16 protein-coding genes are annotated in these 16,351 nt (G+C 60.7%); 7 read left to right on the forward strand and 9 right to left on the reverse strand.

Features of this window, described 5'->3' with window-relative positions:
* Positions 1 to 8 precede the first annotated feature (8 nt).
* Positions 9 to 1,598, forward strand: coding sequence for an NAD(P)H-hydrate epimerase (locus I6J26_RS05475; protein ID WP_115024050.1), 1,590 nt, complete (start codon positions 9 to 11; stop codon positions 1,596 to 1,598).
* A gap of 142 nt (positions 1,599 to 1,740) precedes the next feature.
* On the opposite strand, the gene I6J26_RS05480 is transcribed toward I6J26_RS05475, so the two are convergent.
* The 3 genes from I6J26_RS05480 to I6J26_RS05490 all read right to left on the reverse strand — a co-directional run bounded on the left by I6J26_RS05480 (position 1,741) and on the right by I6J26_RS05490 (position 4,288).
* A complete protein-coding gene (locus tag I6J26_RS05480; RefSeq protein WP_239121846.1) occupies positions 1,741 to 2,517 on the reverse strand; it encodes a TIGR02206 family membrane protein in 777 nt (258 codons plus the stop codon).
* 128 nt (positions 2,518 to 2,645) lie between these two features.
* Complete coding sequence (locus I6J26_RS05485) at positions 2,646 to 3,293, reverse strand: ABC transporter ATP-binding protein (protein WP_115024053.1); 648 nt, start codon at positions 3,291 to 3,293, stop codon at positions 2,646 to 2,648.
* Positions 3,293 to 4,288 carry an ABC transporter permease gene (locus I6J26_RS05490; RefSeq protein WP_115024055.1) on the reverse strand — a complete coding sequence of 332 codons (996 nt, stop codon included), beginning with the start codon at positions 4,286 to 4,288 and terminating at the stop codon, positions 3,293 to 3,295. The genes I6J26_RS05485 and I6J26_RS05490 overlap by 1 nt, the downstream gene beginning before the upstream one ends.
* 115 nt (positions 4,289 to 4,403) lie before the next feature.
* Between I6J26_RS05490 and I6J26_RS05495 the strand changes: the two genes are divergently transcribed.
* The 3 genes from I6J26_RS05495 to I6J26_RS05505 are packed head-to-tail and all read left to right on the forward strand — an operon-like array spanning position 4,404 to position 7,189.
* Positions 4,404 to 5,552: a sensor histidine kinase gene (locus tag I6J26_RS05495; protein ID WP_115024057.1), complete on the forward strand. Its 1,149-nt coding sequence runs from the start codon at positions 4,404 to 4,406 to the stop codon at positions 5,550 to 5,552.
* Positions 5,545 to 6,162, forward strand: a complete 618-nt coding sequence (locus tag I6J26_RS05500) for a response regulator (RefSeq protein WP_115024060.1) — start codon at positions 5,545 to 5,547, stop codon at positions 6,160 to 6,162. The genes I6J26_RS05495 and I6J26_RS05500 overlap by 8 nt, the downstream gene beginning before the upstream one ends.
* Before the next feature lie 4 nt (positions 6,163 to 6,166).
* Entirely contained in the window at positions 6,167 to 7,189 is a 1,023-nt protein-coding gene (locus I6J26_RS05505) for an NAD(P)-binding domain-containing protein (protein WP_115024062.1), read from the forward strand.
* Between the two features lie 12 nt (positions 7,190 to 7,201).
* Here the strand turns inward: I6J26_RS05505 and I6J26_RS05510 are convergent, their stop codons facing one another.
* Positions 7,202 to 7,777 carry a VanZ family protein gene (locus I6J26_RS05510; RefSeq protein ID WP_115024065.1) on the reverse strand — a complete coding sequence of 192 codons (576 nt, stop codon included), beginning with the start codon at positions 7,775 to 7,777 and terminating at the stop codon, positions 7,202 to 7,204.
* A gap of 87 nt (positions 7,778 to 7,864) precedes the next feature.
* Here I6J26_RS05510 and I6J26_RS05515 point away from each other — a divergent pair, with 87 nt between their 5' ends.
* Positions 7,865 to 8,830, forward strand: a complete 966-nt coding sequence (locus I6J26_RS05515; protein ID WP_115024067.1) for an acryloyl-CoA reductase — start codon at positions 7,865 to 7,867, stop codon at positions 8,828 to 8,830.
* 5 nt (positions 8,831 to 8,835) lie between these two features.
* On the opposite strand, the gene metS is transcribed toward I6J26_RS05515, so the two are convergent.
* The 5 genes from metS to I6J26_RS05540 form a co-directional block, all read right to left on the reverse strand.
* Positions 8,836 to 9,000, reverse strand: a complete 165-nt coding sequence (gene metS, locus I6J26_RS05520; RefSeq protein ID WP_115024517.1) for a methionine/alanine import NSS transporter subunit MetS — start codon at positions 8,998 to 9,000, stop codon at positions 8,836 to 8,838.
* A gap of 25 nt (positions 9,001 to 9,025) precedes the next feature.
* Positions 9,026 to 10,687: a sodium-dependent transporter gene (locus tag I6J26_RS05525; RefSeq protein ID WP_115024070.1), complete on the reverse strand. Its 1,662-nt coding sequence runs from the start codon at positions 10,685 to 10,687 to the stop codon at positions 9,026 to 9,028.
* Positions 10,688 to 10,971: 284 nt separating this feature from the next.
* Entirely contained in the window at positions 10,972 to 12,297 is a 1,326-nt protein-coding gene (locus I6J26_RS05530) for an MFS transporter (RefSeq protein WP_115024073.1), read from the reverse strand.
* 107 nt (positions 12,298 to 12,404) lie between these two features.
* Positions 12,405 to 13,670 carry an AMP-binding protein gene (locus tag I6J26_RS05535; RefSeq protein WP_395858317.1) on the reverse strand — a complete coding sequence of 422 codons (1,266 nt, stop codon included), beginning with the start codon at positions 13,668 to 13,670 and terminating at the stop codon, positions 12,405 to 12,407.
* A 332-nt stretch (positions 13,671 to 14,002) separates the two neighbouring features.
* Positions 14,003 to 14,638 (reverse strand): TetR/AcrR family transcriptional regulator, encoded by a 636-nt coding sequence (locus I6J26_RS05540; RefSeq protein ID WP_115024078.1) that lies wholly within the window; start codon positions 14,636 to 14,638, stop codon positions 14,003 to 14,005.
* A gap of 103 nt (positions 14,639 to 14,741) precedes the next feature.
* Between I6J26_RS05540 and I6J26_RS05545 the strand changes: the two genes are divergently transcribed.
* Together I6J26_RS05545 and paaA are read left to right on the forward strand one after the other, a co-directional pair.
* On the forward strand, positions 14,742 to 15,200 hold the full coding sequence (locus I6J26_RS05545; protein WP_115024081.1) for a hotdog fold thioesterase: 459 nt from the start codon (positions 14,742 to 14,744) through the stop codon (positions 15,198 to 15,200).
* Positions 15,201 to 15,350: 150 nt separating this feature from the next.
* A complete protein-coding gene (gene paaA, locus I6J26_RS05550) occupies positions 15,351 to 16,337 on the forward strand; it encodes a 1,2-phenylacetyl-CoA epoxidase subunit PaaA (protein WP_115024083.1) in 987 nt (328 codons plus the stop codon).
* Positions 16,338 to 16,351: the final 14 nt, after the last annotated feature.

Here is a 16,351-nt window from a genome sequence, read left to right on the forward strand (position 1 = left end):
CGTAGGGTATGCGCCCTGCTTATACCGTTGCCACTGTTCGTGCTGCTGAAGAGCAGCTTCTAGCCCAGCAATCGGAGCCGGATCAGCTCATGAAACTTGCCGCCGCAGCGGTGGCGGAAGCTGCCACCTCGATGCTGGCTGCTCACCCCGGCGCGGTAGTCATCCTCGCTGGCCCGGGCGGCAATGGCGGCGATGGACTCTTTGCCGGCGCGCTCTTGGCCGAGCGTGGTATCACCGTCCATGCCCTAGTCCCCGAGAAGCACCACGAGGCAGCACTGGAGGCCTTCCTCGCCGCGGGTGGCACGGTCCTTCCTCCTATGTCCGCGCTGCCGACAGGCACCGCACTGCTTATCGACGCTATCGCGGGCCTCGGTTCCGCCCGCGGCCTGACCGGCGCCGCGCTGTCGCTCTACCGCGAGGCCACTGCTACCAGCGTGCCCGTTGTCGCCGTCGATATGCCCACAGGTGTTGATGCCGATACCGGCGTTGCCGCCGCGGATGCTGTCGAGGCCAATGTCACCATCACCTTCGGCTCGCCGCGCCTGGGCCACGCACTGGCTGCCGAATGCGGACAGGTGGTGGTCTCCGACCTCTTCTTACCCGGCGCACCTTCCTTCGCTGAGACTCTGGCTGAACTCGGCAAACCCGTCGGCTTCCTCGCCCACGAACCCACTATTGCCTCCGCCTGGGAGTGGACCGCTGGCGAGCTCGAGCTCCCGGGCGGTCGTGCTTCCCGCCCCGGGCCGGTGGGCTGCACCGGACCCATCGTCGATCCCACGCCGGGCGCGCACTCAGATAAGTATTCCGGCGGTGTCGTCACCCTGGCCGCCGGCAGTGAGACCTATCCGGGCGCAGGCATCCTCTGCGCCACCGCGGCGGTGCGTGCCACGCCGTCGATGGTGCGCTTCATCGGCGATAACACCATTACCGCGCTTCTCCCCGAGCTGGTCTGCCACCCCGATGTCGTCTCCGCTGGGCGCGCCCAGGCGTGGGTCGTGGGTCCCGGCCGCGGCACCGATTCGGCGGCGGCCACCGAACTGCGAAAGGTACTGGCACAAGGCCTGCCCACCGTTATCGATGCCGACGCCCTTACCCTCCTAGCCCAGAACACCTCGCTGCGCCAGCTCGTCACCGATCATCCGCTGACCATCCTCACCCCGCACGAAGGCGAGTTCACCCGCCTGTACGAGGCCACCTTCGGCTCTTCGCCCGATGCGGCTACCGGCTGGAGCCGCGCCCTCCGCGAGCTAGCCGAGGAACTGAACAGCATCATCCTGCTCAAAGGCCGCCTCACCCGCGTCACCGCACCCGGCCAGCCGCTGTACTCCTTCAATTCCGGCCATTCCTATGCCGCGACTCCCGGCTCCGGCGACGTGCTCTCCGGGATCCTCGGCGCGGTCATCGCCCAGCTTTCCGCCACCGCTTCCTCCCCGTCCCCCACCGAAATCATCACCGAAGTTCTCCACGCCGGGGCCATCCACGCGCACGCGGCGGCCATCGCGGCCGAAACCCCCGACGGCTTCGCGCCCTGCTCGTCCTCCCAGATCGCCGCAGCCATCCCACAGGCCATTGCCCGGCTCCTCAACGCGGAGCGCTAGCTCCGCTACTAAGTACGTTTCGATCAAATAGCACCCCAAAAATCCGAAGATCTGGGGCCTTATTTGATCGATCCGTACCTGGCCGCCGCCGTCTTGGTACGTTTTCGCAACGAAGCCCTAGAATTTCGCGATTTGCGGGCCACTATTTACGAAAACGTACAGTGGCCCGGCGCAGGATCCCGGACGCAGTACCGACGGACTTGCGCAGCAGTCCCCGAGTGCCCACCGGCACGGTTCCGCGACGCAGCGAGGTGTTTTCCCACGGCCACGTCATTCCGGCCCATGCTGCCGCGACGGCAAGAGTCTCTGCCGCGATGTAGCCAGGCCAGGGACCCAGCAGGTTGATGATGGAGGGACTGCCCGGCGCGTGGTTGAGGAAGCCGTAGTTGCCGTCTGTCTTGGCGTTGACCGCCATGGCGATGGCCATCCAGATGGGCGTGACCTTCACGGCAAAGCGGTAGCCTTTCCACGTCGGCCGATAGCCTAAGCCAAAGGTCAGACCCAACGGCACGGCGAGGGCCACGATGTGGAAGAACCAGTAGGTGCTAAAACGCAGCCAGCGCGGGGCAAAGTAGTAGATGACATCCGGGGTGATGATGGCCTGCGGGTTAAGGATGATGCCCCAGAAATACGTCAGGGTGAGGGCATGCTCGTTGCCGGTAATAAGGCCGAGCGCCAAGATGGGACGCAGCACGTCACAAAGGTGCAGCGGGAGGGACTCCCGGATATCGAATTGGGAGGGGTCCAGAGAAATAACTGTCCATGCGGTGCCGAGGACCAAAAGGACCCAGCCGACCATCTGGCGAATGAACTTTTCACGGCTTGTGCCTTTAACGCGGCGAGCGCCGACGATGAAGACACCGCAGGCAGCGATGGTAATCGTCAACATGAGCGCATGCAGCGGGGTCCATTGCTGCATGCGCTCATAGTCGGTAGGGGTTACCCGTGGGCGGCGAGGTCGAAGCATATCGAAGTACTAATGTACTCCGTACACGCCTAGTTCGGGCAGTGAGAAGGAAAATTAGTTCCTTGAATTAATAGCGAGGGCTAGGCCGCGACCTCCGAGTAGGCGGAAACCTTGCCATCCTTGACTTCGAGGACACGGTCAGCGTAATCAAGCAGGCTACGGTCGTGGGTAATGAACAGGGTTGCGGTGTCGAAGTCTTCGGTAACACCGCGCAGAAGCTTGGCAATCTCACGCGAAAGCTTGGAGTCCAAGGCAGAGGTCGGCTCGTCCGCCAGCAACACGGACGGCTGGCCCATAAGAGCGCGGGCAATGTTGACGCGCTGGCGCTGACCACCAGACAGCTGGTTCATACGGCGGTTACCAAAGTCCTCAAGGCCCACGAAGCTTAAGAGCTCATCGGCACGATCCTGGCGTGGCTTTCGGCCTTCCATGTGGTCGATGATGAGTAGTTGCTCACGCGCGGTCAGAGATGCAATGAGGTTGGCCTGCTGGAAGATGAGGCCGCGGGTGCCGTGCATCTCGACGGTTCCGGAATCAGGCTCGATGAGGCCGGCGGCTACGGATAGCAAGGTCGATTTGCCAGAGCCGGACTCGCCGATGACGGCGGTGAGCTCACCGGGTTTCACGTCCAGGCTCACGCCATCGAGGGCGGTGACGCGGGACTCGCCGTCGGGGTAGGTCACCACGATGTCGCGAAGGGACAGAGCAGGAGTAGCAGTGGTAGTCATTAGGCGTTGCCTCCTAGGGCGTCGAGCGGATTGATCTTGGATACGCGGCGGGTAGCGAGGAAGGCGCCAGCAATGCCGAGCAGCCAGATGCCGAGTGCCGGAACGATAACGGTCATGACGGAGACCTCGAAAGGAACGGCGCCTTGAGCAGCAATGCCGAGCAGCCAACCGATGAAGGCACCTACTCCAACGCCCATCGCCAGGATGATGGCGGCCTGCGCGATAGCGTCCTTGAGCAGGTACTTCACACTGGCACCAAGCGCGCGCAGGATGGACAGGTCACGGGTGCGCTGGATGGTCCAGATGCTGAGGAAAGCAATGGTCACCAGGGCGGAAATACCGTAAAGGAATGCCTGCATGGTGAGCAGGGAACCGCGCTCCGAGCTGTAAGCCGGCAGGCCAGACAGGGCCTTAGCCATCGAGACGGAGCTATCAGTCGGTTCCGCGCTCAACAGGGCAACACCGACCATGCCTTCGCGGGCGTGGGACACCTTCTGCCAGGTGGCGGTGTCTACCCATACGACCGGGGAGTGGGAGTAGTACTCATCCGGCACCGCGCCGCGCACGTCCAGATCCACGCCACCGAGCGTGGCCTGGGAAGGCGCGTTCATCTCCTCGTCGATAGATTCGCTCAGAACCATGCCGCGGTCCGGGATGAGGGTGTCCGTACCGGGGATCTCAGTGCCAGCCGGCAGGCCGAAGACAGCTACGCCGCCCTGGCCATCGAGCTTGGTCTGGGTAGCGCCCAGCGGGATAGCGCCGTCGGTGACGTCTTCAGCGAAGATTTCCGATTCCGTAAAGGACGGGTCCTCGGTAGAAAACGTCACGTTCGGGGTGTTTTCACCGAGCGCCTCCAGGGCGGACGTATTTTGCTTGGACAGGCCTTGGGTCAGGCCGGACAGCATAACGAGCAACAACGTAATTAGAGCCACGACGCCGCCGATCAGGAAGAAACGACCGCGCGCGGTGACTATCTCTCTCAATGCAAGGAACATAGTATTCATACTGCTCACGCGCGAAGAGAAAGTAATCGGGTACCTAGTTGAACCTTCACTCAACCAGTTGGTTGATTCGGCCTCAACCGCTGAGGCGATAAGCTGGTTCGGCGTGATGATGCGAAACAGCCTGTGGACCGTTGGCCTCCACGTCATGTTTGGATTCCTGCTGGTCTTCGGCGTACTCCGCGCCTGGGCCGATAACCGGCTCGATGCCCGAGTCCTCGGGCTCTCGATTGCCCTCGCCGTGGTCTACGCCGGCTTCGTGGCCTACGCTGCCCGCAAGCCCGCCAAGCCCGTACCCACCACGCTGTGGCTCGCTGCGCTCTGCCTGCTGTGGATCGGCCTCATGGTGCATGCCCAAGACTTCATGTGGATGGAATTTCCGCTGGTCTTCGTCTTTGTCCATGCCCTCCCCTTCTGGCCTGGCATCCTCGCCAGCGTTGTGCTGTGGGCCATCGCCGCCTTCATCCCCGCCTGGCTGCACCCCCAAGCATGGACGGCGGCCGCGGCCATCGGCCCCTTCATCGGCACCTGTTTCGCCGTGGCCGTCTACCACGCTGCCCGCAAGATTCAGGCGGAGGCGGTGCACCACGCGGCCGTCGCCAAGCAACTGCGTGAAACACAGGAGGAACTGGCCGCCACCGAGCACCAAGCAGGCCGCCTCGAAGAACGCGAGCGGCTCTCCCGGGAGATTCATGACACCGTGGCCCAAGGTTTATCCTCCATCGTGCTGCTCAGCCGCGCTGCCAAGAACAGCACGGACCCGGAGGAGACCACCGCACAGCTCGAACTCATTGAGAAGGTGGCCAAGGACAACCTCGCGGAAGCTCGTCGCTTCGTCAAAGAACTCGCCGCCCCAACCTCCTCCATCGATGAAGGTCTGCGCGCACTGGTAGATGAGCTCCAGGCCCAGGCACACGGTCTGGGCCTGCGCACGCAGTTGAGCCTCAAACTCACCGGCCGCGGCGAGGTGCCTACCGAGCTCCACCACGTCATTCTGCGTTCCGCGCGCGAGGGCCTAACCAACGTGATGAAACATGCCGACGCCGACCGCGCAGTGGTCACGCTGGGCGCTTTCACAGATGAGATCACCTTGGACGTGGTCGACGATGGCCGCGGCATCGACGGCCCACAAGGCTTCGGCCTGACCGGCTTGGAGCAGCGTGTTCGCAGCGTTGGTGGCAGCGTCCAGGTAGAATCCTCACCGGCCGGCACCGCGCTCGCGGTGCGAATCCCAACAGGAAGCAGCCGCAATGGTTAACGTGATGCTCATCGATGATCACCCCGTGGTCCGCGCCGGGCTGCGCGCCATTCTCAACACGTTCCACGACATTGATGTGGTGCTGGAAGGCTCTGACGGTTCGGCAGTGGAGAAGCTGCTGCTTGACGACGTCCCCCCGATCGACGTAGTCGTCTGCGATATCCAAATGCCAGATGTCGATGGCATTGCCGCCACCCGGCGCGTGCGTGAACTCAACGGACCGCCGGTCTTGATCCTCACCACGTACGACACGCAAGCCGATATCCTCGCCGCAGTGGAGGCCGGGGCGATGGGCTACCTGTTGAAAGACGCTCCTGAGGAAGCCCTGCACACAGCCGTGCTCGATACCGCCGCCGGAAAGCGCACCCTAGCCCCCGAGGTCACCAACCTCCTGGCGGAGCGCCTAGCCCAGCCGGAGACGGCACTCTCTGCCCGTGAATTGGAGATTCTTCAGGCACTGTCCACCGGCCAGTCCAATAAGCAGATTGCGCAGGAGCTGTTCATCTCGGAGGCCACGGTGAAGACCCACCTTATTCACGTCTATCAAAAGCTCGGAGTGGAGACCCGTACCGCTGCGGTGTCCGCTGCCCGCGAGCGCAAACTCATTTAAGCCGATGCATACCTACGATTGCATCGTCGTCGGTGGTGGCCAATCAGGCCTCGCCACCGGCTACTACTTGCGCAAAAAGAAGCTCGACTTTCTCATCCTCGACGCCAACCCTTCCCCCGGCGGTGCCTGGCAGCACGTGTGGGACTCGCTGACGCTGTTTAGCGATGCTGAGTCCTCCACTCTTCCCGGCTGGCCCATGCCGCACTACCCCGGGTTTCCGCCGGCAACCCATGTGGTCGACTACCTCACTCGTTACGAAGAGCGCTATGACCTGCCGGTTCGGCATGGCGTCGAGGTCACCGCCGTGCTATACGACGCCCCCTTCTTCCACCTTTCCACCGCCCACGAGGAGTTCCGCGCCCGCACCGTCGTGGCCGCCACCGGCACGTGGTCCGCGCCCTTTATCCCCTTCTACCCCGGCGCGTTTGCGGGCCGCCAATGGCACACGGCGAACTACCCCGGACCCGCACCGTTTCTCCCCGGCGCGCAGCCAGAAACCCAGCGCGTCGCCGTCGTGGGCGCAGGCAACTCGGGTGCCCAAATCGCCGCCGAGCTTGCCTTGGAAGGCGTGGACACCACGTGGTTTACCACGCATCCGCCGCGGTGGATGCCGGATGACGTGGATGGCCGCGTGCTCTTTAGCCGCAACCGGCAGCGCATGCTCGCCTTAGCAAAAGGGGAACCTGATCCCGGATCGGAGTCGGAGCTCGGCGATATCGTCATGGTGCCACCCGTCCTCAAGGCCCGGGATAGCGGGCTGTTGGGCGCTACCCCGATGTTCGATTCCCTCGATGAACTCACCGAGCAGGGCTTTAGTGATCTCATCTGGGCCACCGGTTTTAGGCCTGCCCTGCGCCCCTTTTCCGGACTTTTAGCAGAAGGAAAACCCACGGTGGAAGGTTTCTTCCCCGTGGGCTACGGCTCGTGGACTGGTCCTGGTTCGGCCACGATTACCGGTGTCTCTCCATATGCTCGACAGGTCGCGGCTGACGTTACTGAACGCGTTCGGCTCACGCCGAACGCATAAGTTAGGAAACGCCTAGTTCAGCAGCATGGCTCCACTGAGTACCACCGCCGCCAGTGCTAGGAGAAAGCCAAGGCGTTGCAGGATTTTCATTCGTGCCTCACGGCTCAACCGCGCCATAAGAAGTGCCCCCAGAACACTGCCCACGGTGTTGTAAAGGACATCATCAATATCGCTAAAGCCTAGGCAGAAGACGTACTGGGCAGTTTCAATCCCCAGGCTCACCATGAGACCTGCCAGTAGTGCTCCGCCGAGACCCCAGCGAATCCGGCGCAGAGAGCGCCCCACCACGTACACGGCCGCACCAAAGGGCATAAATAGAAGGATGTTGCCAAAGAGATCGCTCCACGCTCCATACCACACCGAGGCCGTCTCAAAACCGCCAAAGAGGTGCAGGTTCACCTTGCGTACCGCATGGGCAGAGCCATCCACGACTCCCGGGATCTCCATGAAGGGCTTGCCCAGCGTGGCTAGCCCCACGGTGACAAGGGCGAGGAGGGTGACTAGGAGGGCGTCGCGAAGCACATGCCGGTACGGATCCGGCACGGACGCAAGCCGGTTTCGAGAGTGGCGAAGCTCTGTGGTGCTCATGGAGGACACTGTAAGAGGAAAAGCTGACAAGTTCCTAGTACATTTGCTGCTAAGAGGCTGCTTCACAGTGTCGGTAGGATAGTGCGCATGAGCACACTAATTGTCACCCGCACCGAGTCCGGCGTTTCCCAGACTTTCCAGGACGAGCAGGTTCTGGCAGAAGGGGACACGCTGGTCAATGTTCAGTATTCCTCCCTCAACTACAAAGACGCCATGGCCTTGGAGGGCGATAAGGGCGTCATGCGCATTGACCCGCTCGTGCCCGGCATCGACGTCGTCGGCACCGTGGAAGAAACCACGGATGAGCGTTTGAAACCGGGCCAGCTCGTCGCAGCCTTCGGCGACGGCCTGGGCGAGTTCCGCCACGGTGGCTACACCACCCAGCAGCGTGTCAACGGTGAGGCCACCATCCCCGTTCCGGAGCGCTTCAGCGCCCACGATGCTGCGGCAATCGGCACCGCCGGCTACACCGCAGCTATCTGCGTGAACCAGCTGCGCACGCACGGCACGACGGAAGGTCACATCCTCGTCACCGGCGCGACAGGCGGCGTGGGCTCCATCGCCGTGCAATTGCTCAAGTCTGCCGGCTACGAGGTCACCGCCGTGACTGGCCGCGTGGACTCCCAATCGGAGTACCTCACCCGGCTAGGCGCCGATCACATTCTGGACCGCGCTGCGCTCTCGGAAACTGGGCGCCCGCTGCAAAAGGCGCTGTACGACGGCGCCATCGACACCGCCGGCTCTACTGTTCTAGCTAACGTTCTGGCGCAGGTGCGCTGGGGCGGTGTTGTCGCAGCCACCGGCATGGCGGCCGGCCCAGACTTGCCGGCTTCGGTGCTGCCGTTCATCCTGCGTGGCATCGTGCTGGCGGGCGGCAATTCTGTCGACGCTCCGCGCGCGGTGCGTGAGGCTGCTTGGCAGCTTCTCGACGACCACCTGGACCTCGACCTGCTGCACTCCATTACGGAAACCGTGCCGCTCGACGCCGTCGCCACGGCCGCCAAGGAACTGCGTGCCGGCACCCGCCACGGCCGCACGGTGGTGGAGATTTAACTGCGCTAGTGAACGCGGTGCGACAGGGCTTCGTCATCCGTGCCGGGGGCGGAGCCCAGCTCACCCGAAGTGTCATCATCAGTGCGGGCCAGCCACATGGAGGACACCACTAGTCCACCCCAGATGACGACGACGAAGAGGATAAAGAGCAGGATTGCGCTGGTAGTCATGATCATTCTCCTTTCCTACTAGTTGTTATTTCTGACCTGAAACGGGCACGGCATTGTGTCCTGTTACGTCGGCAGTCTCGGCGGTAGCTTCTGCCGTGGTGCCAGCAGCCAGCGGGTTCGGGGTGCCTGCTGGGCGGCCGCCTACTGGGACGCCGTAATCCGAGGTCTCCATGCCGTCGAGGTACTTGTTGCCGCGGAAAGCTACGAGCGGCATGAGCAGGCTTCCCAGCAGGATGAGGCCGAGGGCTGCCCACCCAAAGAGCCCAATCTGGATAGAGGCATAGCCCTCATAACCTTCGCGCGCGATGGTGAGAATCTCGTTGACAAGGAAGTACACCAGAAGCAGCGGCGTAGCCACGAAGGTGAGAATCTGCCAGAAGCCACCAACCTTGAACTGGGACACGGCGTTGAGGTGCTGCTGGATTTCACGGCGACGGCCGGTAATCCACCCCACCACAATCAGCGCGCAGATAGAGCCAAAGACGATACCCAGGTTATTGGTGAACTTATCCATGATGTCCAGCGTCACCAGCCCGGAGGACGTGGAGAACAGGAAGCAGGACAGAACCGCCATGACGCTGCCGACGGAAATCGCGGATACCCGGCGTGACACATCGAACTTATCGGCCACTGCGGAAACCACGACCTCCATGATGGAAATCAACGAGGTCACGCCAGCTAGGAAAAGCGAGCCGAAGAAGAGGACACCGAAGAGTCCGCCCAGCGGCATGAGATTGATGATGGTCGGGAAGGCGATGAATGCCAAGCCGATACCGGAAGAGGCCACCTCATCCACGGCCACGCCCTGCTGCGCTGCCATGTAACCCAAGGTGGCAAAGACACCAATGCCGGCGAGGACCTCGAAGGAGGAGTTCGCAAAGGCGGTAACCAGGCCGGTGTTCGTGAGGTTGGTACGCGGCTTGAGGTAAGACGCGTAGGTGATCATGATGCCGAAGCCGATGGACAGTGAGAAGAAGATCTGACCGTAGGCCGCAATCCACACTGAGGGGTTGCTCAGTACGGACCAGTCCGGAGTAAAGAAGGCGTTCAAGCCCACCGTAGCGCCTTCCAAGAAGAATGCGCGCACCACAAGGATGATGAACATGACGGCCAACACCGGCAAGAAGATCGACGTCAGTTTGCCAATTCCCTCGTTAATGCTCGTGGCCAAGGTCGCAATGCAGATGATCCACACGAGGATCATGACGATGAGGATGGAGGGAACAACGTCGCCGGAATAAGTGGCCTCTGGGTCTGCTTGGAGGAAATCACTCATGAAGTAGGTGGCAGGATCGTCACCCCACGCCTGCTTTACCGACTTCACGGTGTACAACGCCGCCCAGGCAATGATGGCGGCGTAGTAGATCGCAATGAAGAAGTTCACGCCGACCTTGAACCAGCCAACGCCTTCCCAGCTCTTGCCGATGCGACGGAAGGCCAGCGGTGCTGAACCACGGAAGCGGTGGCCAATGGCTAGGTCAAACCAGAGAATCGGAATACCCGCGGTCAGCAGCGCCACCATGTACGGGATGAGGAAGGCGCCACCGCCGTTGTCATAAGCAACGTAGGGGAAGCGCCAAATATTACCCAGGCCCACAGCGGAGCCAATAGCAGCCATAAGGAAGACGAAGCGGGTGTTAAACGTATCGCGCGTTGACGTAGTTTTTGTCGTGGTTGTTGAGGACATGAGAGCACCTTCTTGTAGAGCACATCCCGTCCGCATGAGCCTGAAAGAAGAACCTTCAGCATCCACATGCGGACGAGTATTAGCGAGGAGTTTATACTACCTGCTGACCAATAGGTACCCTTTTTTGAGAATTGTGTCTCATTTTTTACCCCCCTAGGCTTCACATCACTCGATCGCTAAAACCGCCGAAACCCCTCGGCACCCAGCCTTGCCTTTCGGAACAACGAGTCCTGAAAGAAAACCGAGCGATGAGGGGTATCGAGCCTGAGAAGTTCAGAGTGCGACTAGACGTGCAGGTCGCGGTCCTGAATCCCCTTGGGGACAGCGAGCACGCCGATGAGGGAGACGATCGAAATAGCGACACCGTAGGCAGCGATGGCCATGGAGGTCTCAAACTTGGTATAAAGCATCTCCGCAATCATCGGGGCGAAGGCGCCACCGATAATCGAACCGAAGGCATAGCCAATGGACACGCCCGAAAGGCGCACCTTAACCGGGAACATTTCTGCATACATCGCTGATTGCGGGCCGTAGCTCGCGCCCAAGATGACGCCCAGCAAGAACACAGCTGCGCCGAACAGATGTACGTTGCCTGAATCGACCGCTAGGAATACTGGGGTGATGTACAACGCTAGGACGACATAACCACCAATGAAGGTCGTGCGGCGTCCAACCTTGTCGGACAGGTGGCCGAAGTACAACGTTCCAAAGAACCAGCCAATCGATGCAACGAGGGCTACCGCAAGAGCTTGCGGGCGTGTATAGCCCACCACCTTCGTTCCATAGGCGGTGAAGTAGGCGATAACGAAATAACCAATAGCGTTGTTAGCTGCAAAGATGACCGCGCACTTGATGACGGTTCCTAGGTGCCCCTTGAACAGGACCGCGAGCGGTGCGGTGGACTTTTCCTTAAGCTCCTCCATTTCCGCGAAGGCCGGCGACTCCTCTACCGCTCGACGAATGAGGTAGCCGAGGAGAATAAGCACGAGAGAGGACAAGAACGGAATGCGCCAACCCCATGCAAGGAACTGCTCCGGGGTCAAAAAGGTGGAGAGCACCAGCATGAAGATGGTGGCAAGGAACATTCCGAGAGGCACGCCTACCTGGGGGAACGCTCCAAATAGTCCGCGCTTTCCTGCAGGTGCATGCTCTACCGACAGCATCGCTGCACCTCCCCATTCGCCACCAGCAGAGAGCCCCTGGAGAACACGCAGCACCACCAACAAGATAGGTGCAGCCATTCCGATGGATGCGTAAGTGGGCAGCACACCCATCAGCATGGTGGCTAGGCCCATGCCAACCAGCGTGACCACGAGGACCGGCTTGCGGCCTAGCCTGTCACCCAAGTGCCCGGCCAAGATTGCACCAAGTGGTCGAAACAGGAAGGAAATGCCCAGCGAAGCCCAGGAAATGATCTGCGCCAACGAGGCGCTTTCATTGGAAACCGGATCGAAATACTGGGTAGCAAAGATCAGGCCGGCGGCCTGGGCATAGATGAAGAAGTCGAACCACTCAATGGTGGTACCGACCATCGAGCCGGCGAGCACACGCTTGTGCTCTGTGGTAATTCCCGGCCCTTGAGCAGGCTGTTGGGTGACTGGTGCAGACATAGTGGGATTCTTTTCTCTATGGGTGCAGAAGCACAGTGGATACGGTTAAGCCAGTAAATGAAGGGGTCATGTGGTGAACTAGGCGTGCCCGAAGAGCCGAGAACGGACTACTTATCGCGGTTGTCGACGATCCTCTTCGCCTTACCTTCACCGCAATCAACGTGATCAGTGATTTCCACGCCAACGGTGATGCCGATGCGCTCCTTGATCTGTTTCTTCAGCCACGCGGCAGAAGCGTCGATCTGATCGGGGGTCGCCTCCGAGGAGTGCTCAACCACCAGGGTGAGATGGTCCATGCGGCCGCGCTTGCTCAGCACGCATTGATAGCGCGGGCGAAGCAAGCGGTCCTCGGTGATGATCTCCTCGAACTGCGACGGGAAACAGTTCACGCCGCGCAGGATAATCATGTCGTCGTTACGAGCGGAGATACGGTCGATGCGGCGCATCGAACGCGCGGTACCCGGGAGCAAGCGGGTGATGTCGTGAGTGCGGTAGCGGATGATCGGGAAGGCCTCCTTGGTCAGGGAGGAAATGACCAATTCGCCGTACTCTCCATCCGGAACAGGCTGCATGGTCTCCGAATCAATAATCTCCGGGTAGAAGTGGTCCTCCCAGACAGTCAGGCCATCCTTGGTCTCCACGCACTCCTGAGCCACGCCTGGGCCCATCACTTCAGAGAGGCCATAAATGTCAGTCGCCGTGATGCCAAAGCCTTCCTCGAGTTCACGGCGCATTCCCTCACTCCAAGGCTCGGCACCAAAGACACCAGCGCGCAGGGAGGACTCACGCGGGTCCAAACCTTCCTTGCGCATTCGGTCAAGGAGGTTAAGCACGTAAGACGGGGTGCCCAAAATCGCGTCCGGCTGGAAATCTTGCATGATCTGAATCTGGCGCTCCGTTTGACCGCCGGAGGTCGGAATTGCGGTGGCACCTAAGGCCTCGACACCATAGTGGGCACCGAGGCCGCCAGTGAACAAGCCGTAACCAAACGTAATCTGAACCTTGTCGCTCTTACGCAAGCCTCCTGCCCGCAGCGAGCGCGCCACGAGCTCTGCCCAAATGCGCACGTCATTTTCGGTATAGCCCACAACTGTCGGACGGCCAGTGGTACCGGAGGATGCATGGATGCGGGAAACCTGGTTCTGCCCTACAGCAAACATCCCGAAGGGGTACTCCGCACGGAGAGTTTCTTTGTCCGTAAACGGGAACAGAGCAAAGTCCGAAAGCTCCTTGAAGTCATCCGGGTGGACGCCCTTTTCATCAAATGCACGGCGGTAGTGAGGGACGTTGTAGTACGCGTGGCGCAACTCGTTCTTCGCGCGCGCAGTTTGCAGCGCGATGATTTCGTCGCGGGAAGCGTACTCGATCCCCATCTGAGGGCCATGGTGGTCAGAGAAAATGTCAAACGTTGCGGTCACGTTATTTACCTTTCATTTCGGGGAGAGGGGTACCACACCCATTGAGCTCCCTCGAAAGTGCTGCAAGAAGTTGGTTAGCAGGTACAACACGCACGTCGCGCGTTACTTACTTACCGTTCGGTTGGTAAGCCTTGTGACGTACACTACAGACTGCATCGGTGATAGACAACACATTTTGGCCAAGTTTTTGAAGAGCGCCACATTAGCGCAGGTCGTGGCAGTTTCCTAGGCGAAATAAGGCTCCACCCCAGAAAACCACAACGCCAAACCGGTTTATATGTTGAGGGCTACTTCATTTTCACTGCATGCGGGGCCAAACCGCCAAAAACGACGCTTTCAAAGGTGGCAGCCAATTCATCGGCATCAAGCCGTCCCTCCGGCTCATACCAATCGGACGTCGAGTTAATCATTCCGAAAATCATGCGGGTCAGCAGCGAGGCATCAACGTCGGAACGGATGGCTCCCTCCTCCTGAGCTGCTGCAACCAGCGGAATTACAGAACGCGTCAGAATGCGACGACGCTCGAGAGCGGAACGCTCCACCTCGGAGTTACCCCGCAACCGGAGCAGAAGTGCTACAGACTTCGGATCGGAACACAACACTTCGATCGAGCCACGCAACAGCCCTCGCACTTTTGCTCCCGCCGACACATCGGCTTCAGCCATCTCTTCCGCGACCGCCTCTAGCCGGCTCAGCGCCTGCACCACCGTAAGCTCCAAAATCTCCTCCTTTGAGGAGATGTGGTGGTAGAGCGCGGACTTAGAAATCCCTAATTCGCTCGCCACGTTGTCCATCGACGTGGCGTCGTATCCGCGAGCGGTAAAAACGCGAACAGCTGCACGAATGACATCTTCACGGGAGTAGCCGGGGCGGCCACGGGCCGCGCCCCGAGCGATGGATTTCTCTTTATTCACGCAGTCCATTCAAGCAGAGTGCACTTCGTACCGTTAGACTAGTGAGTCACCACACCCCTTGTTTGCTCCCTCGGTGGCATTGCGGAAGGCCCCTCCCAAGGAGAATTTCCCCATGAGCACCGAACATCCCATCCTTGCCCCCGGCGTCGCCGAAGGCCCCGAATTTACCCACGTGCGAACCATGTTCGATGGTGACCGCGCTACCGCCGAGATTGGTGCGACGATTACCGCGCTAGACGTCGGCACGTGCGAAGGACACTTCACCATCCGCCCAGAAATGTGCAATGGGCACGGCACAGCGCAGGGCGGCTACCTGTATATGTTCGCCGATTCCATTTTCGCCGGCGCCTGCAATTCAGGCGGCGATCTGGCCGTGGCCGCGCACAACTCGATTCACTACATTGCACCAGCCTTCGAAGGGGACGTCGTTGACGGCGTTGGAATTACCCGTCAAACCTGGGGCCGCAACGGCGTCGTCGATGTCACCCTCAGTATCAAGGGAAATCCCATCGCCGAATTCCGCGGCACATTTCGCGTCCTTCCTGCCAAGCCACAAAACCGCAAAAAATAACGCGCAGCCACAGGGCTAGGAGCGAACGCGCAGAAATAGGGCGCAGATCACAAACACGGTTGACATAGCTCACACCTGCGCCATATACTGACCAACCAGTCAGTAAGTATTATCGAGCCGACACTGAGCAGAGAGGCAACGTTTCCTCCCATGACCACATCAGAGAACACACTCGCAGCCGTCCCAGCCGCGGATGAAGCACAAGCACAGCAGCGCTTCGACGAGCTCATCGCCGAAGACTCCCGCATCGAGCCCACCGACTGGATGCCGGCTGCCTACCGCAAGACCTTGACGCGCCAGATTTCCCAGCACGCGCACTCCGAGATCATCGGCATGCAGCCAGAGGCCAACTGGATTAGCCGCGCGCCTTCGCTCAAGCGCAAGGCCATCCTCATGGCCAAGGTGCAGGATGAGGCCGGTCACGGTCTCTACCTCTACTCCGCTGCGGAGACCTTGGGAACGCCGCGCGATGAGCTGGTACAACAGCTTCTCGACGGCACCGCCAAGTACTCCTCAATTTTCAACTACCCGGCGCGCACGTGGGCCGACATCGGCGCCATCGGTTGGCTGGTGGATGGCGCCGCCATCTGTAACCAGGTTCCGCTCTGCCGCGCCTCCTATGCTCCGTACGGCCGCGCCATGGTGCGCATCTGTAAGGAAGAATCCTTCCACCAGCGCCAAGGCTGGGAGATCCTCTACGAGCTGTCCCACGGAACACCAGAGCAGAAGCAGATGGCGCAGGAAGCTATCAACCGTTTCTACGGCCCAGCACTGCAGATGTTCGGCCCGCCGGATGATGACTCCCCCAACTCCAAGCAGTCCATGGCATGGAACATCAAGCGCTTCTCCAACGACGAGCTGCGCCAGCGCTTCGTGGACATGATTGTTCCGCAGGCCGAGGCCCTTGGCCTGCACTTCGAGGACCCAGACCTGAAGTGGAACGAAGAGCGCGGCCACTATGACTTTGGCGAGCTCGACTGGTCCGAGTTCAAGGCCGTCATCAAGGGCGAAGGCCCCTGCAACGTGCAGAGGATGCAGCGTCGTCGCCAAGCGCATGCCGACGGCGCGTGGGTGCGTGAGGCTGCCGCAGCCTACGCCGAGAAGCATGACGCAGCTGACACCTCGCTCATCGCTTAACGCCTAAGCACACT

Source organism: Corynebacterium minutissimum (assembly GCF_016889765.1).
GTDB classification, from domain to species: Bacteria; Actinomycetota; Actinomycetes; order Mycobacteriales; family Mycobacteriaceae; genus Corynebacterium; species Corynebacterium minutissimum_B.